This is a genomic window from Mesorhizobium sp. M0208, assembly GCF_040322015.1.
In the GTDB taxonomy this organism is placed as follows: Bacteria; Pseudomonadota; Alphaproteobacteria; order Rhizobiales; family Rhizobiaceae; genus Mesorhizobium.
The window spans coordinates 42863-68053 of the sequence record NZ_JAMYSP010000012.1; the positions used below are offsets into that span (position 1 = coordinate 42863).

Here is a 25191-nt window from a genome sequence, read left to right on the forward strand (position 1 = left end):
TAAGCAGATCGGTTGAGGCGAGGCAGGAGGCTCGTAGTCGGCCATCGCCGTAGATTGCTAGGCTAATCGCCTAGATCAGGCAAAGCATCTTCGACGATGCTCAAATTTCGATCGAAAGCCTCGGTGTCGGATGCGTGGGCTCGGAGAGATCGCACCTTGTTCAGGATCGCCGCAACGGCCGCTTCTTTGTCGGGCGCTATGCGTGTTGTCACCGCTTTGGCGGCCAAAGCGGAAAAATCTATGGCGGCATAGATTGGTACGGCTGCAGGGTCTGTTGCTTTCAGTCGTTCTTTTACGATTGCGCGTCGGCCCCGCTGCGGAGCCATACGGCCAGTTTTTGCGGCGAATGTCGCGCCGCGCCGCAGGCGCGTCTGCAAGAGGCCCGAGCGATACGCAGGTGCTGTCGGCACAATGGTCTGCAGCGCAGGAGATGGTACCGCCGCCGAAGAGGCCAACGTAGGGCTTTTCGTGCGCGAAGCGTCGGTAGAGGCGGGCAGGGACATGAACGCGCGTTTGGCGAGTTGGCCGTCGGCGAAATAGAAATTGCGCGTGCCGAGAATTGGCAGTTCGCCGCGCGGCAATATGATGGCCTTGTTTTTGTCGAGCGTACGGATTTCGTCCGGCCGCATCAGGGGCCGCCGCACTTCCTTGCGGTGCTCCGAGCGCGTGTAATAAGTGTCAAACAACGTTGCCTTGGTGCGCGTAACGTCCTTTTGCACGTCCGATCTTTCGCCGAGCTGTTCGGAAACGTAGCGCAGATCGTCAGCGTCCTGCGCACCGAAAAAGATCTGCACGCGAGCCGCGTTGATGAGTGTCTTGCGCCCTTCCTGGTGATAGATCTCGTCTACAGCCTTCAGTGACTGTACGAAAAACCACATGGAAACCCCGTTGCCGCCGAGCACGCTCGCCATTTCGGTCACGTTCTCGAGCTTGCCGAGGTTCTGGAACTCGTCGAGCAGCACAAGCACCGGCTGCTCGCCCGGCTGGGGCAGGCTTTCCGACATGAAGTTCATCATCTGCGTAATCAGGACGTTGAACAACGGTCCAAGCGACGTCATCTGCTCGCGCCGCACGTCGAGATAGAGAGAAATCCGGTCGCACTTGAGCTTGCGAATATCGAACGTGCTGCGCGACGTAGCTCGCATCAGACGCTCGTTGAGAAAGGGCGCCATGCCGGTGCGTACGCCGGCGTAGATTCCGGAAAACTGCCGCTCTGACATCTCGAAATATGGCAGCAGGGTTTGCAGGGTGAAGTGCGAGCATTCGCGGCGGCGCTCCTCGCGCAGCGAGCCGATGAATTCGAGGAGCGGCTGCTCGGCACCGTTCATGATCTCGAGGATTGTGGCGAAGGTCTTCTTCTCGTTTGGGATCTCAGGCGATTCCATGACGAAGGACGCAATGCCGGTAAAAAGCAGGCGAGCGTCGTTGACCCAATATGGATCTGCGTTCGAAGGGGGGCGCGGAAACAGCGCCGCAGCGATGTTGCGAAGGTCGATGTCGCGCTGCGCCGAATCCAGCGAGATGAAATCCATCGGATTGTAGCATGCTGTATTGCCGTCCGGATCAGCCGGCGCGAAACGCACCACGCGGCTCATGGTTGAACGGTAACCGGCGGTCGCCGCATAGGTCTCGCCCCGCAGGTCGAGAACCACGAGCGAATGCGACCAGGTCAAAGCGTTCGGGATGATGAGAGACGTGCCTTTACCGGAGCGCGGCGGTCCGATGACGAAGCCGCCGACATCATCGCCATCAATCCACAATTTCTTGCCGCCGATCAGCTTGCGCTGCGACAAGCGGATCTTGCCGGAGCGCTGATCGCGGCCGGGCGACAAAATTTCGGCAAGCCTGCCGCCGGCCCGACCAACGAAGACCCCGCCCACTTTTGTCAGGCCGGTTTTTGAGACGTCGCTCATCGTCATGAAGCGAGAGTCATTGCGCTTTCTCGGGCGCATGAGAAACAGGCTGACCAGGGGCGCAAGAAACCCCAATGCTCCCGCCGCAACGGCGTATTGTACCCGGCCAAAATCCCTCGCCATCGTGTCCGCCCAGGCCTGACGAACGACCGGCAAGGGATTGCCGTTCAGGTGGTCGAACAGGACGTGGGAGCCGGTCCGGTACCAATCAGTCGCGGCATAGGCGACTGTGAAGAGCAGGACGCCCAGGGCCATCGCCATGAGCATCATGAAAATTGCTGTTGCGACTTTCTGCATGGATAGACCCCGCTAGATCGTCTCGGCCTTGGTGAACTTGATCTCGCTGATCCCGCGCCGTCCGCCTTCGGTGCGGACCATCTGGACGACTACCGGAATCACCTCGCGCAGGTAGTCGAGGATTTCGCTTCGTGAGAGGCCTGAGCTGCCCTGCATGACCATCAGCGCCAGCCGCTCGTAGGCTGACCGGGCGGAATTGGCATGAACGGTGGTGAGCGAACCCGGATGGCCGGTGTTGATCGCCTGGAGGAACGCGAAGGTTTCGGCACCGCGCAACTCGCCCAGCAACAGACGGTCGGGTCGCATGCGAAGCGAGGCCTCGAGCAGCTGTTGCGCGGAGACCTTGGCAAGGCCCTGGTCGCCCTTTGAGGCTATCAGGGTGACGTTGTTGGGAGCAGGCAGCCGCAGTTCGCGGGTGTCTTCGATCGTGATGATCCGTTCATGGGCCGGAACCTCCTTCAGGAGCGCATTCAAAAACGTCGTCTTGCCAGTCGACGTACCGCCTGAAACGACGATGGAGACGCGGTTGCGCACCGCATATTGCAGGAAGTCCATCGGCGACGTGTCGTGCAACATCTCGACAAGCCGCTTTTCTTCGGTTGACAGCGCCAGGCCGCTGCCCATCGCCGTGTTCTCGAAGGCGCCGAGATCCTTGTAGGCATTAAGGCTCATATCCATGATGACCTGCTTGCGTATAGAGATCGCCCCGCCTTCGGGAGCCGCGGGCGGCAAGATGCATTGGATTCGCTCACCCGAAGGTAGAGCGGCCGACAGAACCGGTTTTTCTTCGTTGATGACCTGATTGGTCGCCGAGGCGACGCCCGTCGAAATGTTGCGTATCCAGCCCGGCGTGACCTCGCGCTTGAGGACATGCTCCATTTCCTTTGCACCGAGGCGTTCGATGAACAATTCACCCGGCCTGTTGATCGCAATCTCGGACACTGCATCTTCGTTCAAATAGGACCATATCGGCTCCAGATGAGCGCGCAGGACCGGGGCTCTCGCCCAAGGGTCGGGGAGGGGATGCACGGCATTCATTTCACCGGGCTCCCATAGCCGGGATAGAAATGATCCTTCGGGGTCCCGTAGAGAGGCGTCGGATCCATCGCCGTCTTCGGCCGTCCACCTGCCTTCAGGCGTGCCACTTCTTCCTGGACGGGATCAGCGTACAAGTCCGAGAAATCGAGATCTCGCCGCACCAGCACGACAATCGATGTGCCCTGGTCGACGTAAACTGTCGGGCCAATGTTCTGCGTGTCGCGAAACGCCTCTTGCGCGAGTTGCTGCAGGGCGGTCGATGACTTATCGAAGGCGATGCTCCGCGCGTCGCGCTGCGAGCCATTGCCACCATAAGTCACGGTGGTGGTCTCGCCGGTTACGGGATCGATCGTCGACACCTGGCGCTGTTGTCCATCCTGGCTGCTATCGCCAAGCGAGGACAGATATTCAGAGACACCGCCAACGACGGACAGCATGATGGCGTTGCCGTAGCGCTCAACCCAGTGTGTATCGACACGGCCGCCCATACCGCCGCGGCCGAGCGCGTCTGCGCCAGGCGACTTGATATCGACGGAAATACCATCCGAGCGGATAACCCTGCTCCAGACGATGAAAACACGCTTTTGACCGCGCGCAAGGCCTGAACGGTATTCTCCGATCAGGCGCGAGCCCTTCGGAATGAGGATCCGCCTGCCGTCGAGCGAGAAGACATCCTCACGCACGACTGCGCGCACCGCGCCGGGAAGGTCCGTGTTGATCGCCGTTTCCAAATAGCCGCGAATGATCGTTCCCTCTGGGATCAACGCATCGGTGCGTCGGAAGGCCCTGGCTTTGACAATGCCGGAAGAACTTGCCTCAGACTGCGCCAAGAATGCCTTGTTGGGATCACTGTCGGCGCCGGGGACCGGGACGATCTGACCGTCAGGCGCGATTTCGACCTGCGCCGCCTGGGCGCCAGCATCTGTCGATCCGGTTTGATCATTCGTCACCATCTGGTTGGACCGCAGGCGTTCCCACACTGCTTTTTCATGCTCGGCGGCCTCAGCCTTGCGACGAGCCTCGTCCTCAGCCGCGGCCTTGCGGCGGGCTTCTTCCGCCTCGGCCTTGCGGCGAGCCTCCTCGGCCGCCATTTGCGCCTCCAGCGCGCGCCGCTGCGCATCGAGATCTGCGCCCTCCTGTACGGTCTGATCGACATTATCGGCTTGTTGCGTGCCGTTCTGGTCGTCAGCCGGTGGCGGCACCACGATCTGGTCGATCGTGCCGTCGGCAGGTTGCGGCGGTTCGTTCAACGCCGGCGGGCGAAACTCAGGCGGGTTGAAGTTTTCCTCGCTATCGCTGCGAAGATCGCGCGATACCGGCTCCCGGGGCCAGTTCAGCCATATCAGCGCGCCTACCAGCACTACGCCGAGGCCGACCAGGGCAATCCTGGTACCCACGCCCGCACCACGGCGCGCGACCGTCGGGCTGCCGTCCAGCTGGTTATAGTCGATCTGGGTCATCACCGCCCTCCGCTGGATCCGAACAGGGTGGAACCGCCTGTCAGTTTCGTTGGGCCGTAGACCTGCTCGACCGGATCGATTTCGTTGGGTCGCGCGCGGTTGTAGAGGCAGAGCGTCTTGCCATCGGCCCGCAAGGTGAATTGCCGCGCGACCTTGTCGATGACTGTGTATTTGCCCTGCGTGCGAACATTGACCAGCGACTCATGGCGCTTGTCGTCGACAACGAAAATCGCCGGAATGTCACCCTTGAACTCCAGAAACACCTTGGTGCCGTCGTCGAATACGGTGCGCGGCTTCAAGCTGTCGTCGCCCTTGTAGGCATAGTCGTAGTTGAGATCGGCATAATTCAGATCCTTCAAATCCGGATCGGCGGCGCTCTCCTTGGCCTGTGAGAGCAGGCGCGCGTTGATATCCTCGTCCGGGTATTTGAACCGGACCTGGAAGGATGCCCGGTCACGGCTATTGTCAGTGGCCTGCAGCAGCAAGGAATAGACGCGCCGGTTGGTGACCACGTTGACGTTGGTCCACGCATCGCGCTCCAGCGGCTTGACGAACAGAAACCGCGATCCGCGTTTGGGGATGATCGACCAGCCTTTCGTGTCGCCAGCCGACACGGTTTCGATGACTTCGGTCGGGCTGAGCTCGACCATCGTGGAAATACCAAGGGCGGCGCGCACCGACGTCACGTCGTCGTTGTTGAAGGTGACATATCGGATGCGGCCGTCGCGTGCGGCCGCGCCGTGCATGGTGCCGAGCAGAAGGGCGACCGACAGCGCGAGGCTTACGCGCCATCTCATTGCAGGCTCCCCGCGGTCGGCGCCGATTCCTGGTCGCGGCGATAATCCGTAACCTGAAATCCCAACGGGTTGTCGAAACGCCATTCGTTCTTCAGTGGCGTTGAGGTGTAGCGGAATTTTATCACCGCCACCCAATTGTCGGCCGTGGACGAATTGTCCCGCCGCGTCGTCGTGGCAAAGCGCACCGAGGCGGTGTTGCGGTTGAGCAGGGAAACCGACTTGATCTCGACCGAGACAGTGACATTGCGGCCAAAAATCTTGTCCAGCGATTGTGGGTTTGCTGGCGTATAGAGCCATGTCAAATCCTTGGACGCGGCGTCGGTCGAGTAGAGCTGTGCCAGGTCGTAATTCTGTTTCAGTTCACGGGAATCGTAGGTTTCGCGGGCCCTGATGTAGCGCACCAGATTGGCCGCCGTGACGGCTTCATTCTGGGACAAATCTCCCGGCTTGAGAGCGCGCATGATCTCGAGGTAGCCCGTCGATTTGTCGACCTCGACAACATACGGTTCGAACTGCCGGAGCGGCAGGATCAGCACGAGCGCCAGCAGCGACAGCACCGCAACCAGTCCGGAAACGCCGCTGACGATCCAGGCCAATGTACGCGATCGACGCATTGACCGGTGCGTGTCGTCTTCCCAGGTCGCGCCCAGCCTGTAATAGCGCTTGTCGACGAGTTCGCTGCTGCGGTCAGCAGCCGTTTCCACTGGCATTGCCACGTTACTATTGCCTCGTTTGCGCGACGCATCCTGATCCACGCCGCGATCGGTGATCGTTCTTGTGTCCTAGGCCAGAGGCCTGGAGTTATCGCGCGCACCTTGCTGGATGGCGGACCGGGTTGCGGCATCCGCCCTCGCTGCTCGCGAAGATCGAAAACTGTTTGCGGCGAACTGCCGGGCCCCGCGAGCGGCGCGGCCAGCGGCCCATCGTGCACCGGAGTAGCGCACGGCGTTTCTGCCGAAGTTTCTATAAGGATTGTATGCTCCCACGGTGCTGAGATACCCGCCGCCATTCAGGATCGAAGCAATCGAAGGTATCTGCATGAGAACGTAGATCCCGATGATCGTCACCAGCACCAGCGGCAGCACCAGCGACATTTTGCTGTCCATGGTCGCTCCGCCGGACGTGGCGGTGTTCAGTGCCGCGTTGACGAGCGAGAAGTAGAAACCGAGAAAGCCGTAGATCAGGATTTGCTGGATCATCAGAAAGGTGGTCAGCGAAAGGAAGCCTTCGCTCATGCGCGAGGACCAGCGGTAAAGCCAAAGAATGATCCATATCGGCGCCAAGGCCAGCGTGATGAACAACATCACTTTGGCGGCGATGATCGCGGCAATGGCAAGCGCTGCGAAGATGATGGCAGACAGCAGAACGAGCAGCGACAAGAGCGCACCAAAAATATCATAGAAGGATCCGCTGTAGACCTGATTGGCGACGTCCTGCGCCCCTTGGTAGAGATTGTCGATAAGCGCTGGAATTGCCGCCTGGTCGCTAAGCTGATTGCCTGTGGCCCGCGACACGGCGCCGACGATCACCTTACCGACCTCGTCTGGAATGCTTTGCACGAGCTGATAGACCGTCGCGGAAAACGTGCCCCATCCGGTCAGCAGCAGATAGATGATGACGGCGCGGCCGAGGCGATAGGCCGCTTCGATTGGCGAAATCGACTCTCGCCCGCTCAGGATCGAATAGCCCCACCACACGATATAGAGGGTCAGCATCAAGGTGAAGACGTTGCCCATCGCGTTGCCCAACTGCATATAGACGGTGCGAACGAAGTCCTCACCGATGTTGTCAATGCCACCGAGAATGCTTGCGGCGAGACCGTTCATGGATCCTCGTCAATGATGCTGGCGAACGGCGTTGAATTGACCGGCTTCGGCGCGCCGCATTCGTCGGCGTGGGCATACGCCAAAGGCCCGCACGGCGCTTTCAGTTCGCGATTTGCACATCCAAAAAGCACTGCGCCGAGCCCGATCGCAGCGCATATGCGCACCACTCGCCTCGACAAGTGCTAGCCTCCGCTCTTGCCAAATTCCGCGAACGGATTGACGTCGCGCGGTGTCATCATTTTCTGCACCTGGCTCTGGCGAAGAAGATCTCCCTTCAGCTTCTCATTCAGGGCCGCGACCGCACCGTTCTGGACGCCGATCAGTTCGTTTACCGCACGCGCGTTTTCCAGCTGCATTCGTGTGTTCTGGTCCACCGAACCCTTGACGTCCTGCGACTGCCCGATCTGCCCGCTCGCGGACTGCAATGACTGTTGGCGCTGGGTGACGCCCTGGGAAGCCTGCGACGTCAACGCGCTTAGCAGCGAAGCCACGTTGACGCTGCCGCCGTAGGCGGTGTTGACCGCGCTCGTCTCCTTGCCGGCAATCTGCTGGAGCTGCTTCACCAGTTGCAGGCCATTGATGACCGCGCCGGCGATTTTCTGGATATCGGGCGACAGGCCACCAAACGAAAGAGCCCCGCCGTTCAGGATCGATCCGAACGACGGCGCCTGGGCGATCGACATGTTGCCGCCGAGGCCCATCTGTCCGATCCCGAGCGAACCGTCACGACTGCCGCTGAGAGCCTGGAGGATCTCCTCGCTCTTTTTGAGAATATCCTTGTTCGAGTCCATGATGGAGTTGGTGTTGTCCGCATTCTTGCGGGCTACATCGAGATTGGCGCCATCAATGACCGCAATCTGTGCAAAGCCCGCACTCGTCCAAAGCGCCATGCCGGCAGCAATCGCGAATTTCTTCATGTCGGCCTCCTATTGCTGTAGAGAATCGATCACGCTGGCGGCGCCAGCAGGGTCGGTGGTGATGATTACCGAGTGGCTGTCGGCTGAGCTTGCCCCCGCGTTCTCAACCGCGCACGGCAACCACCGACCGCGATCGATCTTCAACCGTTCCAGTTCGGCGGGATCACAAGAGAACGGATTTGGAGAACCGCCCTTCGGCTGTTGCACCAGCTTGGCCGACTGCGATGTCTGAACGTTCTGCAACGACAGAAGTTGGGCCAGCAACGCCGTGAAGTCGCCCGCCTGGGCGAGGTACTGGTTGGTGACATCGACGTTGATCCCACGAGCGGACGAGTTCAGCTCCCAAGCGTCCTTGTATTCGGTCACTTGGCCAACGTTGCCCGCCAGCGCATCGATCGCTGCAGTGTTGGCGCCCATCTGCGATGAGCTTGCATCGAGGCTGCCGGTCGCCTTGCTGACCGTGCCCATGGCCGCGTCCTGGGCCGCGCCGCCTGCGCCGTCGGCCGTTACGATCGAGAATGGTGGCGGCGCGGCGGCCGGAGCCTTGCCGCTCGACACATAGTCGTTGAAGTAGCTGTTCCAGCGGCCGACACCGCCGGCCCATTGGTTCTGCTCCCCTGCGTTCGATCCGTTGTAGAAGGAGGCGAGACAGCTGTAATTCGTCGCCCCGCATTGCTTCACGCCCATTCCGAGATATTTGACGCCGCCTTCGACATTCTGCTCGTTCACGTCGCGGTCCAGTCCCATGGACTTGCCGGTGCCCTTGGTCAGCTGCATGACGCCTTTGACGCCGGTGTGGCTGCCGGCGCATGTGTCGAAGCGCGATTCCTGATAGGCGACGGACAGCGCCAGGCCTTCGGGCACGCCGTACTTTTGCGCATAATAGCGGATCATCTTCACGTTGCCGGCGTCGCGCTGCATCGCGTCGGCCGGAGACCGGCGAAACATCTGTGAGCGGTATCTGTTCGAATAGGTGCAGACGACGCTTTTCTTCCTGTCGGTTTCGTCCCTCTTCGCTTCATCCGACGTCTTGCTGTGCTGCTCGTCCTCTTGCCGCTTATCGAGGTTCTGCCCGTCGATGACCGCGATCTGAGCGATAGCCACGCTCATGCTTTCCGCCGTCGCGAGAGCCACGGCCAGACAAGCGCTGCTAAGCCGCTTCGTCATGCTCGTTCTCCCAGCCGCAGAAGTATGGCAGCCACATCTCCGGCTCGTCGCCGAAGGTCTCCCGGAGCCGTGCGCATTCCTTGCTGTTGGCTTCGTTCGAGGACAAGACCTTGATGAGATCGGGCATCGCCGACAAATCGAGCTTGGCGACGATCGAGTCGCTGTCGTGCTTGACGAGGAAGGTGCGTGTTTCCTTCGCGGTGCGGCGCACGAACTCGAATTCCTTCGCCGTCAAGGAGAAGCGCTCCATGTAGGACTCCTTGCTCGCCTTCGGGTTGGGGAAGAAAATGTTGGTCTTCGTTTGCTCGATCAGTGACGACGAGATGGAGGAATTGACAACATCTTCCGCCGTCTGCGTGCCGAAGCCGACAACGCCGTTCCGGCGACGAACGGTTTTCAGCGTCTCGTTGATGAAGGCGGCGAAAACCTCGTCGTCCAATAGCTTCCAGCCTTCATCGAGGAAGAGCATGATCGGCGAGCCGTCGATGACGTCCTCAAGACGGTGGAAGATGTAGAGCAAGGCCGCCGAGCGCAGCTTTCTGTCACCGAGGATCTTGGTCATGTCGAACCCGACGACGGGCTTCGAGAAATCCACCAGATCGACGGGATTGTTGAAAAGCCAGCCCTTGTCCTTCGGGTCGAGCCAAGGCTGTATCCGCGCGGCCAGATCGTTCATGCCGGGCATCAGCGAGCCCCGCAGCACTTCCGGCAGCAGGTCGAAGATCCGCTGTTCGCGCGGAATCTTGTAGATCATGTCGACGGCGGCGTTGATGACGCGCATCTCTGCCACGTCAAGCGCGCCGCCTTCCGGCGTCAGAATGTAGATGAGCAGATCTTCCAGGAAAGAACGGTTTTCTGCCGTGTCATCAAGCTGCAATGGCGCGAACCCGGTCGGCTGAGAAGGCTCCATCACCTCGTAGCGGCCGCCGAGCGCCCGAACGAAAATCTCAGCGCCGCGCATGTAGTCGAAATAAACGCATCGTGGCCGCGGCATGATGCGCATGGCTTGCGCCATCAGGAACGACAGCACTACGGTCTTGCCCGAGCCGGTCGGGCCGAACACCGTAAAATGCCCGACATCGTGAACGTGGAAATTGAAGTAGTAGGCCGTCTGACTGGTCGTTTCGAGCAAGGCGATGGGCCGTTTCCAATGCAGCCGCTCACGTTGGCCGGACGGGAAATTGTGTCCGGAGAAAAGGCCGGCGAAATTGAGGGACGAGATCAACGCACGTCGCGCGATGTAGCTGAAATTTCCCGGCAACTGCGCCCAAAAGGCCAGTTCCGTGTTCAGGGTCTCGCGAACCGGCACGATCGACATGCGCGAAAGCTCCGCCGTGATGTCGGATAGCGCACGGTTGAGACCAGCCATATCCGGTGCCAACGCCATGACGCTCATGTGATGTTGTCCGAAGACGACTTCGCCGCCGGCCAGCTTGTCGGCGCCGTCGTGGACGGACTCCTCGACCGTCGTGCCCGCCTCGTCTGAACCCTCGACCTGGTTCGCGATCGTGTTGATCCTGCGCATCGCCGTTACACGATCTTCGATCGCGAAACTCTGCGTCAGGACAAACTCATGTGGCAGGCGCAAGAGACCGTCCAATGAGCCCGGAGCGGTGAACGGTGGGTATTCCTTGATCGACACCATGGCGCCGAGCTTGCCTTCGTCCGGCCCGCGAAGTTCCAGCGCGGATTTGCCGAAAAACAGCTGTCGTGTCGCCAGCACATCGCCAAGGCTCATGCGCGGCAAAGGCATTTCCACGTCGAGGCCGCCGGCGAGGATCTTCGCCAAAAATTCCGCCGGCTCGGAAAAGAAGCTGTCGCGGCGCTTTACGACGCCAAGAAGACGCGCACCATAAGCCGTAAAATCCTTGACGACGCCCTCGAGAACGTCATGCAGTTCGGCCATCGCCTCTTCGCGGGTTTCCTCGCCTGCGGTGCTGATGCGGAACGCATTGAGCGCCTTGTCCACCCAGCCGACGCGGCCGACCATCGGTCGGCGTATGACTGCCAGATACGCTTCGTTGACGAAAAGGTTTTTCGCCCCAAGTTCATCCATGTAGCGGGCGTCGAGCTCGGCCACGAAAGGATTGTCAAAGTCGCCTTCGATCTCCGGCGTCACGTGGCGGCGGATGATCGTTGTGTAGACCGCAAAGCGAGAGGTCGAGAGATTGCGGAACGTCGTGTTGCGGTTGAACATGCGGCTGTTCAACTCGGCCTGGTCCATCGTCTGGAACGGCAGGCCACTGAGTTGGATGGCGCCGACCAGAAAGCCGCTCTTCGTCACGATCAGATTGTCATCGACATGGCGAAGGTAGGGGATGTGCATCGCCGCGGGCTTTTCGCGGCGGCGCTCACGGCCAAATTTCAGGTCGGCATCAAGGCTCATGGCGAATAGCTCCTCGCGCCCCAAAAAGTAAGGTTCGCCACCGCTCCGCGTTTGGAGACGCGCCGTTCAAAAATATGAAACATGTAGGGGTCGCGCTGGCACAGATATGCGCTAACCAGATGCACCACGCCGAACACTCCAAGGCCGAGCATGAAGCTGCTCGTGGCGATAAAACCGATCACCGCCAGGATGCCATTCAGTGCAAAAACTTCATAGCGCACGCCCCATTTCATCGGGGGGCGTGTCAGTGGCAGACTGACCGGCTCGACATAGACTTCCTCGTCGTCCATGCCTCAGCTGCCTCCCGCGGTGGCGCGGACCGCATCCACCAGCTGGGCAGCGCCGAAGATCAGAGCGATGCCAATGATGATGGAAAAAGCCATCATCCAAGCCAGCCGGCCCGTCATGGCGAGGAAGCCAAGAAAGCAGACCGCGATGATGGCAAATGAACGCGCTATGTTGCCCTGCAGAACTCCGACGAACCACTCCAGCACATTTTCCACCGGTGCCGCCGACTGGGCGTACGCGGTGGCTGGCGCGAGAGCTATTCCGACCGCCGAGGCCAAGGCCAGTTTCAAGGCAAATTTGCCCGCTGTCCTGTATTCCACCCTTGGCTCCTTTCAGTTGCCGAAATCCATGACATGACCATCCTGCCAAGCGTCCTCGCTTGCTGGCGGAGCGGCCGCGAGCATTTCGGATTTGGTCAGGGCGGACTTCTTCACCACACCGCCGAACTTCCAGCGGTTCAGTATTTTCACGATGTATTCTGCCGTCTCCGGATTCACCGGAATGCCCTGCGCCTTGTAGACGCTGTTGGGCCCGGCGTTGTAAGCCGCCAGCATCAGCAGCGGATCCCGGAACTCGTCATAGAGTGACTTCAGATAGCGAAGGCCAGCGCGGACATTTGCCTCCGTATCGCAACGGTCGCTCACGCCAAGATCGGCCGCCGTGCCCGGCATCAACTGCATGATCCCCAGGGCTCCGGCCTTCGACGGACCCTGACTGGCGCCGAGATCGCTTTCGGCCCATGCAATCGCCTCGGCCAGATCGGCGTCGAACCCTTCGTCTTGCGCGATTGAACGCACAAGTTGGGAGACCTCAGCACGATCTCCGGTCTTACACGACCCCGGCCTTTGCGCCTCGACTGCGGCAATGGCTTTTGCCGGCCTTGCAAAGGCAACCGCTACGCGGTCTGATGCCAGTTCCTGGCCGTGCGCTTTGAACGGCATCATGGCGCCACACAGGGTGAGCAGGAGAGCGAATCGAGCGTTCATAGTCTCGCCAAAATTTAACACTTTACTATGGCTACACGCAGCCCTAGTAAAGTGTCAACACGGTATGTCATCGCAAGGACGGATTTCGATGAAACAGGCGGCCCTTTGCACGGTTCTGCTGCTCCAGGGTACCGTGGCTTATGCTGCAGGCGTCGACGCCCCGAGTGCCTTCGCGCAGCCGTCGGAGCACTACCTGCTCCAGTTTGCGAAGCCGGGCGAGAAGGTGTTCGTCTATGAACGCTACGATGCAAAAGGCGCGCTTTTTCAGCGCGATGCGGCCGCCCTCATCTCGCCGGTTAATCTGCCGTCGGCGACCGAGCGCGTCATCAACGGCGTGACGTATCGGCTGCGCGGCCTTGCGGCCTGCCCAAAACCGAAGATCACATACAAGACGCAGCAATGGGACTGCACGAAGGCCGCGCAGGACTATGAAGGGGCAATCTACAACGATCGTGCATCTGTCGTGCTTTGCAAAACACTAGTCTTGCACAGCACGAAGGGTGAACCCGATGCCGTGTCGTGTTTCTCGCTCGTGGGGGCGGGCAATGCCAACGACCCCTACAACGTCGCCTACGACGATGACGAAATGGTTTTTTTCGAAATGGCGGCAATCGGACGCAACAAGGACGGCAAGTCGCTGCGCCCCGATCTCGAGCATTCCGCCGACCTCGGTGGACAGTTCCAGGAATGAAACAGGCGGGCTTTACAGTGCTGGCCGCATTTGGTTTGTGCGCTTCGGCCCAGGCCCAGGAGGCATCCGAGTCTGCCGTGCCAACGCCCTTCGCGGTATCGAAATCGGCTCAACTGCTGACCGGAGATACCTGGCGTGACGGAGATCACCTTTTCCGCCTCTATGGCGTCCAGTCATGTCTTCGAGGCACGTCAGCTGAAGAGCCAAATGGTAACAAAATCGATTGCGGGAACACCTCGCTGGCGCACCTGGCTGCCCTGTTCGATAGCGCCGCGGTTACATGCCAGCCAATCGGCTATGCCCTCGACAAGGCGGTTTTTGTCGTGTGCGGTGCGCAGCTCAATGGCGAAACAATCGACGTCGGCACAGCGCTCATAGCAACCGGATACGCGTTTGCCGCGACGACAGCAAAGGGCAAAGCCGTCAATCAGAACTACCTCGTCGCGGAAATCAACGCTAAGATGAAACGTGCGGGTTTGTGGGGCACGACGTTTCAGCATCCTGTGCAACTGCTGCTGAGCCAAGGGTTGGAGAGACAACAATGAAGCAAGACGATGAGGCGCACAGATATTACTATTCCGTCGAAGGACGCGGTGACGGTGCTATTGGTGGAGCCGCTGCATTCATCGCGATCATCTTGGTACCTGCAGGGCTCTATGCGGCCTGGAATACCGTGGTCTCATGGATTTCAGCGCTCTTCTCCTAGGACTGCAGTTTCGCGAAAGAACCGAGCAACGCGCGAAAATCGTCGACATCAACCTCGCACCAGTCATGAGCCGTCAGCCGTTGAAAGTAAGAAGCCTTCATTTTCATTTCTGCGATGGTGGTTACCGGGGCAATGGCAGCACGCCTTCGCAGTGCGGCTTCCTCCGCAATGACCGCGTCCAGCCTCTGACCCAGCAAGATCGCGTCCGTACCCTCGGCCTCCATCGCTCGCTTGCCGAGACGTTCAAGCTTAGCAATGCTCCGACGATGTTCCGCAATCAGTTTCGCGACGCCTCCAGCCGCTACTACCTGTCCGTTGCTACAGACCAATTGAATAGACATCGACCGGCTCCACGTATCTGATAGTTGGGGAGCCGAGAAAGTAGGGATGGGTTCATCCCTCTGCTTCTCGGGCTCCCGAAGCCCTGGCTTCCCCTGCCGTTCGCTCATGCGAGCACACTCCGCCCTGCCATCAGACAAAACGTTTCAGATTGTATGCGAGATTGCCCATGCCGATTTTGACCTTGGCGCGCACGCGACCGGCCGATGGTGCGGATGAACAATCCCCATGCGGTCCTTCTGCTCGGCGAAAGGATGCTCGACACGGGCGCGGGTTCGGCAGTATGTCCGGTTGCCGTGCTTGATATTCTTCACCATCGGCCTGCCTTCGGCACCGGTGTTGGTGCTGGCCAGCAACCCGCGTCGACCCCTGTCGTCGGCAACTAGAAGACCAGGGAACCGGCCGAAGGTGCGCCGGTCTGAGCTCGGACTGCTCATCTGACAGCCCGTAAAGTCTGTAACACCAGGATTTTTTAACATCATCACCGCTCGTAAGGTGGGCGCCTGCCCTGCGACCGATCCGGGCAGTCAGTGCCTTGACTGGCCTCTCTCCCGGCCGGCCAAAATCGAGTTGACAAAATCGTTGATTGAGGATGAAGGCACGATAAAATACGAAGCCTAGCGAAATGGAACGAAACTAGAGCCCATAAGTCATTGTTTACGAACGGAAAGTTATTTCTCCCTCCGCCGAGAGACGGGAGTGATTTCAAAGAATTATTCAAACGACTGGCGGCGGCGGGTGCAGGTCGGCCGTTAGGCAAAGACGGGTTTCCTGCAGGCCCATGGACGCCCGAGCTTCTTGCAGAGGCGATTTCACAGATTGATTCCAACCGGGTTGGAGTCGATCCGCGAACGGTGCAGCTTTGGTTTCAGGAGAACGACAAGGGGATTAGCACTACCAACATTCGTTGGCTGGCGAGGATTTTTGGATGCGATGATCCGATCGCAACCAGCGAATGGCAGATGGAGCTTGGTGCGGCGCAATCGCGGCTATCGGCCAAGAGACGAGAATGGAAGAGAGCCGGAAGCAGCATTGCACAGGAGACTCCAGATACGGCACTCACTGGGACTTTCGATGACAAGACAGACTCGCCGGCCGAGTTGACACGGGATACTGACGCCAAGGGGCCGAGGCGGCGTTTTAGTTTGGCGAGGAAATCGGAGGCGTTTTTTAGTTACGGATCTCCCTTGAATTTGCCGGCGTCGGTGTTTGCCGGTATGACCGCCCTCGGCTTTTTGTCGTACATCATTGGCATCCACAACGTAACCTACGAGCGAGCCGACGGGCTCGTTAAGCAGGTTGGATTCCTTTGGGCCGCAAATTGGACACTAGACTTTATGGTGTTCTTACCGCTGTTTTTCTTCTTCGTTATAGAGTTGCTGGTCTTCTGGAAAAGTGAGGGGCGCAGAAAGCTTGCAGTGCAGGGCGATCAGGTGGAAAGCGACGACGCCTGGTTGCGCAACGTTGACGCTTCCTCGTACACCTATTGGTCGGTTTTTTTGATTTGCTTGCTGTTCGCGGGTCTTTTTCAATGGATCGGCGTGTCCCTGATCCCGTTGATGAGGGGCGGTGGCAACTATGCCATGGATTGGGGGAAAATAGCTCTTGTGCGTCCTGAGATCGTATCTGTCCCAGAAACAGTCGCTTTTACGGGGCTAGCCTACCTATACATGTGCCTGGTGTTTTATCTTTTCTTCGCAGGTCTCATTTTGGTCTACACGGTTGTTCATGATCTTTGGAGAATTGGGGACAGATTGAAGAAGCTGTCGTATGTTGATCATCAGCAAGAACTCAATGAAGCCGGCCTCACAGTGATGCGTGCGGTTTTTCGGTGTACTGTTTTGGGGGTTCTGGTCGCCATATGGATGAAGGTCCAAAGCTCGTATCTGGCATCCAGTGGTGAGAATATTGTGGCGTGGTTGGTCGGCGATATGTCTTCGATGTTCCAAGGTCGCGAGCATGTGACCAACGGGTTCCGCTATCGCATGCCGACGCATTACAGCAGCCTTCTTGTCGTTATTTCAACCTGTTTTGTATTTCTGTATGGCACCATCCGATTAGGTGTCGGGGGTCGATTTCATGCGCCTTTGTGGAAGATGTCGGCGGTCGTGGCGTTACTTGTTGTCAGCTACTTGTTGATCGACACGTTTGCCGGCTTTTCGACCCTTCTGGCCATTTCAGTGCTAGTCGCGCTTTACGGCCTGTTCGATCCAGGGTCGGGGCGATGGCGAGAGAGTGATTTGGGAAACAAACAGAGTGTATCATAGTTGGCTTGATCGTTGGGACGAACGCCGGGCCCTTCGCGGTGAGGAAGGGAAGAAACCAACGGATTTCGTCCTTGACGCGGAACGCGCCTTTCCAGGTGCGAAGAAGATGACAAGTATCGAGGAATTCTGTGCCCTTGCGGACCAAGCCGTGGTTGATCCAGCCTTTTTCGATGAGCCGAGTGTGAGTGATCAGGGGTTTGAAAGGCTAGATGGGTGGCTCAAATTTCCATCGGACATTTCTACTGATGTCGAACAGAACAACGTTGTCTCGGCGAAAATCACAGAAAGCGGGGCGTTCGATCAGGCAATGGTGATTTTTCACCATTGGAATGCAAGCGCCCGGAATCGTCAGATTGCCAACTTTTTCTCGCAGCATGGCATCACGGTTGTCGAGATTGCTATGCCTTATCACTTAGAACGTAGCCGTCCCGGCTCCGTGCACGCCGATTATATGCTTAGCCCTAATCTCGGTCGAACGATCCAATCTGTAAGGCAGGCAGTGTTGGATGGGCGAAAACTCGTACGATGGTTGAAGAGCGAAGGCTATCGAGAGATTTCGGTTGTCGGTATGAGCTTAGGCTCGTGGGTTGCGGGGCTGGTCGCGGCGCACGACTCGGCTGTGTCAAAAGCCTCTCTGTTTCTGACGGCGGGGAGTCTAGCGGATATGGTTTGGACGGGTCGCGCGACACGACTGATACGTGACAGCATTGAGCCTGAGATTGAGCTGACCGATCTCAGAAGGGCCTGGGGTCCGCTTAACTTGGAGAATTACGAACTTTGTTTGGCACGGCCTGATCTCGATCTTCACGTTGTGTTGGCTAAGAGAGACAAAGTGGTGTTGCCAGAACTATCGGAGAGGTTCATGCGGAGGCTGAAGGATGCCGGTGCTAGGCCAAGTATTTTGGAATTAAACTGTGGTCACTATTCGCTCGCCATGCCGCCTTACATTTTGTGGGCCGGTTTGAGCTTGAAGCGGTTTCTGTCGTGTGCTGACAAGTCGGCCCGGCGAGCATGAGTGTGGCGTTGGCCGGTCAGTTCACCAGAAAATTCTCTGTTAGGCGTGCCTGCGCGTCCGGCTGCAGCCAATAACACGTAGATCAGGTTGGTGGGACCTTATCCCAAAATAGGAACGTCCGTGGATCAAGCTTCAACGCCTTGGCGATCGCGGCAATCGTGTCCACGCTGATGTTGCCGCTCGCGCGCTCCAGTTTCATGAATGTCGCCTCCGCCACGCCGATCAGTTTCGCCATCTCATAGCGGAGCATATTGCGTCGTTGCCGCTCCATGTCGATGATATGTGCAAGGCGCTTGCGGATCGCAGTTTCGTCCAGCTGATGCACCCATTCGGGGAGTTTTTTCCCGCCGGAGAGCAGTTCTGCGACAGACACTTGCAGGCCGTTTGCCATGATCTGCAGCGTCGTCAATGTGACATTATTTTTCTGCCGAACGGTCTGGATGTAAGTTCGGTAAGCGAGCCCTTCGCCTTCAGGGGTGCGAAACAGCTCGGCCATGTGCATATGGGATAGGCCACGTTTGGCTCTCTCCCGCTCAAGCGTCAGGGCAATGTTGGCACGCAACGGGTTGTTGACCGCGCCCGCGTCGTCTCGTTTCATAAATCGGTGTAGTCGCACAAACCTGCCTTTTCGATCTGTCCTTTTTCGCGCGGATCATCCATAGTAAACTATCAAAATCCGCAGCGAGGAAAAGGCTATGATCATGCTCAAATTCCTTTTGGTGGGTTCCGTCGCCCTCGCGGGCGCAGCGGCTCTTCCATCCCAATCACAGGCATCGGAATGGGGCTGTCAGGTCCTCCTGTGTCTGTCCGGCGACTGGCAGGGCACGCCATCTTGCCACCCGCCAATTTACAAGTTGATTGCGGCGATGGAAGCCCCGGGATTTAACTGGCCGACCTGTCCGCAAGCCAACTCCAGCGCCGCGAAATTTGAGAAGTATGAGGATTGTCCGTCTGGCTGGCAAGCAGTTGGCGCCAACTCCGACCGGCCCGGAATGGAGCAAGAACGGAATATCTGCCGCATCGCGTCCGATAGGCTCTCGTTGCCCGTCGTTGTCAAAAACAGCGGCCTCGGCGGGAATCGTGGAGACGGATCACGACAGGTCCAAATCGAAATCGACGGTAAGGTGGTTGCGGCAACAATCCAGACCGCGGGGAACGATCGAGGGCATTCCTTTGGCAATGGCCCCACCTACTACACCATCCCTCGACCGACGCGCGGAAAGCCCTGGTTCATTGAGTATGATGAAGCGAACGGCGTGCGCCAGAAAAGCTGGTTCAATCTCAACATGCCATGAGCCATGCGATCAGGCAGGACGAGGCTATGAGAGCCACAATTCAGGAGGTTTGTAGTGTTCAAGGCGCTTCTCCTGTCCACTGTGATTTTGAACACAGCCGCAGTGTTGACGGCGGCTGGTCAGAGCGACAAGCCGCGATCAAGCGTGGACAATCCTATGTGGCCAGCTTCACTGAAATGGGACTGCAAGACCGCTGCCAAAATCGTCTGTGAGCGTGATGGCAGTTGCTCAGTGGCTGAGGACCACACCGGATTTGTGCTGAACTACGGTAGCAACGAAGCTGAGTTCCCGGCCAGCAATGTGAGGATCAAACGCCACTATCAACAGACTGTGCAGGCAAGCCCTTTGCAGCAGGAAGTTAAGGTCGAACTGGCCGACAATCGCGTTCTTTGGCTGACGGCCGTGGATGCCAGCCGCACTTATTCGGAAGCCTGGGTCGGCGCACTGAGCGAGTTGAAGGGTGGCGCGGTACTGATGGAATCCGAGGGAGTCTATTGCATGCCGCACAAGTGAGTGACCCAGAGGGCAGGCGAGCGAAGGTTGATGGTCTGACCTGAGGGGCGCCGGACCCCCAGCGTTTCAGAAGAGTTCAGGTTTCCCGTCCAATTTCATCGGACGATGATGGCCCTAAGTAACATCGATCCGTCGAAAACCGAGACATTGAGGAAATTGTTGCCGCACTGATCGGTAAGGTCCGGATAATCTATCTTATGGAACTTCGATTTCGTTAAACTGAAGCACTACACAAATCTGAACGACGTGCCGTGAAGTGGTGCGTGATGGCCCGCGGCCGGGCGCAATCCCGAAGCTGTACGCGAAAATCTCGTGGTGCCAACGATGCTGTCTATGGAATTGCGTCAAATCACCAGTACATACATCGGCTATTTGAGGTCCGCCTCAAGCTTTTCATCCCCAAAAGAATTGCCTCCCAGGTGCGGCTCGATAACCGAAGCTTGGCGATCTTATTCCACATCCGAGATACCTCCTCAGAACATGATCGATAATAGTGTTGCAGGCGCGCCACCGCAATTGCTTACCGCGATCACCTCCGAGAGCGCTCCGAGGATTGCTCATCCCGACGACGTACGTGGCGAGGATCGACCCGCCTGCGCCAATTCGGACGAGCGTGTATCCGGCGCAATCCTGAACCGATCGTGAGCTGAAGCTGCTGGAGGGAGCCCTTCCAACTCGTCACTGACCCCAGACCGATCCTGGCAGCGCGTTGAGCGGGATTTTCAGATAACGCAGGCCATTTTCCTCGACCTGAGGCAGCTCTCCTCCGCGAATATTGACCTGGAGGGCATGCAACATGAGCCTTGGCATCGGCAATGCCCTGTCTCGCGCCTCTCGAAGCCTGATGAACGCACTCCGAGATTGACCGGCGACGTGCTGGTTTTTCTCTTTCTGCTCCGCCACCGAACTCTCCCACAGAGCCTGGCGCCCTCCCGGCCTGTAGTCGTGACCGGTAAAGAGACGGGTCTCGCCGGGTAAGCTCAGAATGTCCTGGATGGACTGCCACAGATCAGCTGCGCTGCCGCCTGGAAAATCGGCGCGGGCGGAGCCGCTATCGGGCATGAAAAGCGTGTCGTGAATGAACGCCGCGTCGCCGATGACATACGTGATCGACGCCAATGTGTGCCCTGGCGAGTGCATGACGCGGGCTTCCAGCTCGCCAATCTTGAAGATCTCGCCGTCGCCAAACAGCCGATCCCATTGTGAGCCGTCGCATGGGAGATCCGGCCAATTATAGATCTCCTGCCAGATCTGCTGCACTTCCTTCACGCGCTCGCCGATCGCTATCGGCACGCCGGTTTTTGCCTTGAGATAACCCGCGGCCGAAAAGTGATCGGCATGCGGATGGGTGTCCAGGATCCACTCGAGCTTCAAATTGTGGCTTTTGATGTAGTCGAGGATCGTGTCCGCATTTGTCGTTGCCGTCGAGCCAGACTTTTCGTCGAAATCGAGCACCGGGTCGACGATGGCGCATCTTCGCGAACTCGGGCATGCAACGACATATTGGATGCTGCCCGTCCGTGCATCGTAGAAGCCGACGACTTCAGGCTGCTGCATGGGCGATGCCCTCGACTGCGGCTCGCGGGAAAAAGATCGCCCGGCCAGGGTCGAGGTCGTAGTCACGCTCGAAGTCCGTTGCGTCGGACGCAATCTGCGCCACGGCATCGAGTATGAACTGCACCTTCTCGTCCGGCAGCAGAACGCTGAAATTCAGCCGGGTGAATCCCGGCTTTTTCATTTCGTCGCCGGAGAGAATGGCTTGCCTGATTTCCTCGGACTGTTCGTCGTCGATCGACAGCAGTCTGTGAACATACGGGCCGGCGCAGGCGCAGCCACCGCGCGCCTGGATCCCGAACCGGTCGCTTAGCATGCGCGTGATCAACTGCTGGTGGACGTAGCCGTCCTTTCCGTTTTTGACCCGGAAAGAAAAGATCGGAAGCCGCTCAGGATCCGATAGACCGAGGAGGTCCAGCCGCGGCAGGGGTTTCCATGCGCGAAAAGCACGACGCGCCAGCTCGCGATTGCGCGCTGTCATCGCGTCGAGTCCGATCGCATCTTTGACGATGAAGGCCAGCGCGGCTCGTATGTCGCCGATCACGTTCGGCGTGCCGGCTTCCTCGCGGGATTCCAGGCCGTCGCTGTAATCGTGTGTCTTCGGGGAGACAAACTTCACCGTCCCGCCACCTGGCCACGACGGCGTTTTCGTCGAAGGTCCGTCGCGTCGAATGATCAAAATGCCGGAGGCGCCGGGACCCCCGAGGAACTTGTGAGGCGAAACAACTATCGCGTCGATCTGGGCATCAGGGGCGGGCGACATGGAGATCGGCAGGTAGGGACCTGCGCCCGCATAGTCCCAGATCATCTTTGCGCCGGCGGCCTTCACGATCACGGTGATGGCCGCAACATCGCTGGTGATGCCCGTGACGTTCGAGGCCGCGGACATCGAGCATATCGTCAGATCTGACGACCCCTCGCCAACCGCGTCCTTGAGCTGAGACAGGTCCGGCCCGCCAGACGGATCCTCGGCGATTTCCACGATTTCTGCTCCGCTCTCGCGCCAGGGCAGAATGTTGGAGTGATGCTCATAGGGACCGATAATGATCCGAGCGCGCTTGCCCGCTGCCACGGCTTCGGCGACGCCGAATAGCTTGACGAGGCGGTTGATCCCCGACGTAGCGCCGGAGCCGGTGAAGATCACAGCATGCCGTTCGGTGGCCCCGCAGAATTGACCGACCAGGGCGCGCGCTTCCCGACGCATGCGGGTCATGAAGCCTCCGCAATACGAGGCTTCCGTGTGGCTGTTGGCGTAGTACGGCAGGACCTCCTCAAGCACAAAGCGCTCGATCTGACGGAGTGCGCGGCCTGACGCGACATAGTCGGCGTACACCAGGTCCTTTTGCCCGTAGGGACCCACGATTTTCGCCGTCGATCCCACAAGCCCATCCCGGAGGTCGGCGGTCACGTCAGCCTTTTTCTTCAGCCCCTGGCGGAACTTTGACAGAGGGGTCTCGGTCTGCCCTGTCGTTGGGCGAGCTGCTTGCACGGTCATTCTCCCCGGCTCGGATATTGACTCGGATTGTACCCTGCTCCACGGTCGAAAAAATTCACCTATTTTCTGCAATTTCTTGCAAAGAGCGTGTCAGATGATCGAAGATCGGGCGAAAATCGATGCATTTGATATGAAGATTTTGACGGCCATGCAGATCGATGCAAGCGTTTCCCAGCGAGATTTGGCGGAGAGGGTCGGCCTGTCTCAGAACGCGTGCTGGCGGCGGATCCAGCGCCTGCAGTCGCTAGGCCTTATCCGGGGGTCGCACAGCGATATCGATCTGCGAGCGCTGGGACTCGACCTGACGGTTTTCGTAATGGTCCGCACTCGCCACCATTCCAAGGAGTGGAGTGAGGCGTTCCGTGCCCATGTTGAACGGTTGTCGGAGGTGATCGATTTCTATCGGATCGGAGGGGACTGGGACTATCTGATCAAGGTCGTGACACAAGGCATGTCCGGCTACGATGCATTCTACCAGAAACTGATCACGAACTTCGACCTGGCTACGGTGACAGGCTTCTTTTCCATGGAAGCGATCATCAACAATCGTCCAGTGGATCTGACCAATCTGCGATAATGCGGCGCCTGCTGTTGGACACTTCGCCCTTCATCGTCGGCAAGCCGTCGACTGTGGCACCACCAGGGTGAGGTGTCGATTACATGAGCCCGCAGGTCTGGCTGCGAGTTCGCCCCATGAGCTGTTTGCAGGCCTCAACTGAGAGTTCCTCCGCCCTTGCTGCGCGGGTCCTGACGACGCTTCGCTCACGTCCGCACCCTCAGCGCCTGCTCCAGCCTGTCGGCAATCTGGGTGACGATATAGGCAATCACCATGTAGATCACGACGGCAATCACGAAGGCTTCGAGGTAGTAGTAGTTCAGCGCGGCGGTCAGCTGGGACTGGGCGAAGATATCGACAACCTCGATAGCGAATCCGAGAGAAAGCGCCTTCATGATGACCATCATCGAGGTTGTCAGGTCGGGAATTGCCGTGAGAGCCACCTGGGGAAACAGAATCCGTCGGAACAATTGGCCGTTCGTATAGCCAAGGGAATGGGCGGCGTCTGACTGACCGGTGTCAAAGGCGTTCAGGGCTCCTTTGATAATCTCCGATTGGAACGCAGCGATACAGCCTGTCACCGCAATAATAAGGATAACCGAGTTGGGTGTTTCGTGGGCGTTGAAGTTGATCCCGAGCAACGAGAGCAGGAACTGGAATGCCGGGGGCAGACCGAAATAGGCGAGGAAAATCACGATGACCATCGGAACGCCCTTGAAGACGATCTTGTAAGCCATGATGAGCTCTCGCAGCACCGGGACTCGTCTGTATTCGACGAGTGCAAAAATGCTGCCGACTAGCGTCGACAAGACGAAAATCGTCAGCGCCATTCCAAGCGTTACAGGTACGGCGCCCAGAATTTCCTGGGTGTCCTGGAGCAAAATTTCGGTATCGAACATGGTTTAATACCCTTTAGGTCAGACGCTGGCGATGGCCGCGTTCTTGATCTGAGCTGTTGTCGTGGCCTCAGGCGCCTGCATCGGCGAGCGAAGCTCGAACAAGTGCACGATGAACCAGGCAATCAGGCACATCAGCGCATAGATGACGGCCAGGACGAGGTATGTTTCGAACTGGTACTGGTTATAGTCGCGCTCCATGATCAAATGCGCGGTCGCCATCACGTCCGCCGCCCCGATGTACATGACGAGCGCAACGTTGTGGATCAGGTAAATGATGGAGTTTCCATAGCCCGGCAATGCGAAGTGCACCGCTTGCGGGCCGACGATGCGGGTGATCTTCTGGCGAAAGGTATATCCGAGACTGTCGGCTGCATCATGCTGGCCGCGATCGACGGCCAGGTATGCGGGCCGCAGGACTTCCGACAGATAGCCGCCATGGTAAAAGCTCAGTCCGACCATCGCAGCGATCGTCGGCGAGAAGAAATCTGCGGAGCCGAACAGGGCCACCAATAGGGGGAGCCCGTAGAACGCGACGAACAACTGGAGGACGACGGGAACGCTGCGGGCATAGGACACGTAGAGGTCGGTGAGGTGGCTGACCACTGGTATCCTGCGAATCCGCAATGTTGTCGCAACGAGCGCCAAGCAAAAGCCGACCAACATGGCGGTAAACGTAATAGCGAGCGTCAGCGGCAATGCCGAGAGCAACTCGGGAATCATAGCAGAAACATCCACTTTGAAACGCTCCTTCTTGCAATTCAGCCTTGCCGCTGACGATATCTACTT

The 25191-nt window shown here is 58.6% G+C and carries 26 protein-coding genes; 8 read left to right on the plus strand and 18 right to left on the minus strand.

The window, feature by feature from the left end; all coding sequences use genetic code 11:
• Positions 1-62 precede the first annotated feature (62 nt).
• The 12 genes from NKJ17_RS14390 to NKJ17_RS14445 form a co-directional block, all read right to left on the minus strand.
• Positions 63-2210, minus strand: a complete 2148-nt coding sequence (locus tag NKJ17_RS14390; protein WP_352689109.1) for a type IV secretory system conjugative DNA transfer family protein — start codon at positions 2208-2210, stop codon at positions 63-65.
• A gap of 12 nt (positions 2211-2222) precedes the next feature.
• Entirely contained in the window at positions 2223-3248 is a 1026-nt protein-coding gene (gene virB11 / locus NKJ17_RS14395) for a P-type DNA transfer ATPase VirB11 (protein WP_352689112.1), read from the minus strand.
• On the minus strand, positions 3245-4708 hold the full coding sequence (virB10, locus tag NKJ17_RS14400; RefSeq protein ID WP_352689115.1) for a type IV secretion system protein VirB10: 1464 nt from the start codon (positions 4706-4708) through the stop codon (positions 3245-3247). Before virB10 ends, virB11 begins: the two co-directional genes overlap by 4 nt.
• Positions 4708-5505 (minus strand): TrbG/VirB9 family P-type conjugative transfer protein, encoded by a 798-nt coding sequence (locus NKJ17_RS14405; RefSeq protein ID WP_352689118.1) that lies wholly within the window; start codon positions 5503-5505, stop codon positions 4708-4710. Before NKJ17_RS14405 ends, virB10 begins: the two co-directional genes overlap by 1 nt.
• Positions 5502-6215 (minus strand): VirB8 family type IV secretion system protein, encoded by a 714-nt coding sequence (locus NKJ17_RS14410; RefSeq protein WP_352689246.1) that lies wholly within the window; start codon positions 6213-6215, stop codon positions 5502-5504. Before NKJ17_RS14410 ends, NKJ17_RS14405 begins: the two co-directional genes overlap by 4 nt.
• 72 nt (positions 6216-6287) lie before the next feature.
• Positions 6288-7331, minus strand: coding sequence for a TrbL/VirB6 family protein (locus NKJ17_RS14415; RefSeq protein WP_352689120.1), 1044 nt, complete (start codon positions 7329-7331; stop codon positions 6288-6290).
• Between the two features lie 182 nt (positions 7332-7513).
• Positions 7514-8248, minus strand: a complete 735-nt coding sequence (locus tag NKJ17_RS14420) for a type IV secretion system protein (protein WP_352689123.1) — start codon at positions 8246-8248, stop codon at positions 7514-7516.
• Positions 8249-8257: 9 nt separating this feature from the next.
• Positions 8258-9169: a transglycosylase SLT domain-containing protein gene (locus NKJ17_RS14425; protein WP_352689126.1), complete on the minus strand. Its 912-nt coding sequence runs from the start codon at positions 9167-9169 to the stop codon at positions 8258-8260.
• Positions 9170-9398: 229 nt separating this feature from the next.
• A complete protein-coding gene (locus NKJ17_RS14430) occupies positions 9399-11801 on the minus strand; it encodes a VirB4 family type IV secretion/conjugal transfer ATPase (protein WP_352689129.1) in 2403 nt (800 codons plus the stop codon).
• A complete protein-coding gene (locus tag NKJ17_RS14435; RefSeq protein WP_023720449.1) occupies positions 11798-12091 on the minus strand; it encodes a VirB3 family type IV secretion system protein in 294 nt (97 codons plus the stop codon). Before NKJ17_RS14435 ends, NKJ17_RS14430 begins: the two co-directional genes overlap by 4 nt.
• Before the next feature lie 3 nt (positions 12092-12094).
• Positions 12095-12379 carry a TrbC/VirB2 family type IV secretion system protein gene (locus NKJ17_RS14440; protein ID WP_352689132.1) on the minus strand — a complete coding sequence of 95 codons (285 nt, stop codon included), beginning with the start codon at positions 12377-12379 and terminating at the stop codon, positions 12095-12097.
• A 42-nt stretch (positions 12380-12421) separates the two neighbouring features.
• Positions 12422-12886, minus strand: a complete 465-nt coding sequence (locus NKJ17_RS14445) for a lytic transglycosylase domain-containing protein (RefSeq protein WP_352689135.1) — start codon at positions 12884-12886, stop codon at positions 12422-12424.
• A 277-nt stretch (positions 12887-13163) separates the two neighbouring features.
• On the opposite strand from NKJ17_RS14445, the gene NKJ17_RS14450 reads away from it, so the two are divergent.
• The 3 genes from NKJ17_RS14450 to NKJ17_RS14460 are packed head-to-tail and all read left to right on the plus strand — an operon-like array spanning position 13164 to position 14472.
• A complete protein-coding gene (locus tag NKJ17_RS14450; protein WP_352689138.1) occupies positions 13164-13766 on the plus strand; it encodes a hypothetical protein in 603 nt (200 codons plus the stop codon).
• Positions 13763-14311: a thermonuclease family protein gene (locus NKJ17_RS14455; RefSeq protein ID WP_352689141.1), complete on the plus strand. Its 549-nt coding sequence runs from the start codon at positions 13763-13765 to the stop codon at positions 14309-14311. The genes NKJ17_RS14450 and NKJ17_RS14455 overlap by 4 nt, the downstream gene beginning before the upstream one ends.
• Positions 14308-14472: a hypothetical protein gene (locus NKJ17_RS14460; protein WP_352689144.1), complete on the plus strand. Its 165-nt coding sequence runs from the start codon at positions 14308-14310 to the stop codon at positions 14470-14472. Before NKJ17_RS14455 ends, NKJ17_RS14460 begins: the two co-directional genes overlap by 4 nt.
• Here NKJ17_RS14460 and NKJ17_RS14465 read toward each other — a convergent pair.
• Positions 14469-14813, minus strand: coding sequence for a hypothetical protein (locus NKJ17_RS14465; RefSeq protein WP_352689147.1), 345 nt, complete (start codon positions 14811-14813; stop codon positions 14469-14471). The genes NKJ17_RS14460 and NKJ17_RS14465 overlap by 4 nt on opposite strands.
• Before the next feature lie 651 nt (positions 14814-15464).
• Here NKJ17_RS14465 and NKJ17_RS14470 point away from each other — a divergent pair.
• A complete protein-coding gene (locus NKJ17_RS14470) occupies positions 15465-17078 on the plus strand; it encodes an RcgA family putative transporter (protein WP_352689150.1) in 1614 nt (537 codons plus the stop codon).
• Positions 17068-18093 (plus strand): RcgR family putative quorum lactone hydrolase, encoded by a 1026-nt coding sequence (locus NKJ17_RS14475; protein WP_352689153.1) that lies wholly within the window; start codon positions 17068-17070, stop codon positions 18091-18093. Before NKJ17_RS14470 ends, NKJ17_RS14475 begins: the two co-directional genes overlap by 11 nt.
• A gap of 82 nt (positions 18094-18175) precedes the next feature.
• Here NKJ17_RS14475 and NKJ17_RS14480 read toward each other — a convergent pair whose 3' ends face one another.
• Positions 18176-18691, minus strand: coding sequence for a helix-turn-helix domain-containing protein (locus NKJ17_RS14480; protein WP_352689156.1), 516 nt, complete (start codon positions 18689-18691; stop codon positions 18176-18178).
• Between the two features lie 97 nt (positions 18692-18788).
• On the opposite strand from NKJ17_RS14480, the gene NKJ17_RS14485 reads away from it, so the two are divergent.
• Positions 18789-19388: a hypothetical protein gene (locus tag NKJ17_RS14485; RefSeq protein ID WP_352689158.1), complete on the plus strand. Its 600-nt coding sequence runs from the start codon at positions 18789-18791 to the stop codon at positions 19386-19388.
• Positions 19389-19442: 54 nt separating this feature from the next.
• Positions 19443-19901, plus strand: coding sequence for a hypothetical protein (locus tag NKJ17_RS14490; protein WP_352689161.1), 459 nt, complete (start codon positions 19443-19445; stop codon positions 19899-19901).
• Between the two features lie 678 nt (positions 19902-20579).
• On the opposite strand, the gene NKJ17_RS14495 is transcribed toward NKJ17_RS14490, so the two are convergent.
• Together NKJ17_RS14495 and NKJ17_RS14500 are read right to left on the minus strand one after the other, a co-directional pair.
• A complete protein-coding gene (locus tag NKJ17_RS14495) occupies positions 20580-21458 on the minus strand; it encodes an MBL fold metallo-hydrolase (RefSeq protein WP_352689164.1) in 879 nt (292 codons plus the stop codon).
• A complete protein-coding gene (locus tag NKJ17_RS14500; protein WP_352689167.1) occupies positions 21445-22950 on the minus strand; it encodes an aminotransferase class V-fold PLP-dependent enzyme in 1506 nt (501 codons plus the stop codon). The genes NKJ17_RS14495 and NKJ17_RS14500 overlap by 14 nt, the downstream gene beginning before the upstream one ends.
• A gap of 94 nt (positions 22951-23044) precedes the next feature.
• Here NKJ17_RS14500 and NKJ17_RS14505 point away from each other — a divergent pair, with 94 nt between their 5' ends.
• Positions 23045-23527, plus strand: coding sequence for an Lrp/AsnC family transcriptional regulator (locus NKJ17_RS14505; RefSeq protein WP_352508390.1), 483 nt, complete (start codon positions 23045-23047; stop codon positions 23525-23527).
• A gap of 185 nt (positions 23528-23712) precedes the next feature.
• Here the strand turns inward: NKJ17_RS14505 and NKJ17_RS14510 are convergent, their stop codons facing one another.
• Positions 23713-24405, minus strand: a complete 693-nt coding sequence (locus NKJ17_RS14510; RefSeq protein ID WP_352452053.1) for an amino acid ABC transporter permease — start codon at positions 24403-24405, stop codon at positions 23713-23715.
• Positions 24406-24423: 18 nt separating this feature from the next.
• On the minus strand, positions 24424-25140 hold the full coding sequence (locus tag NKJ17_RS14515; RefSeq protein ID WP_031194726.1) for an amino acid ABC transporter permease: 717 nt from the start codon (positions 25138-25140) through the stop codon (positions 24424-24426).
• Positions 25141-25191 lie beyond the last annotated feature (51 nt).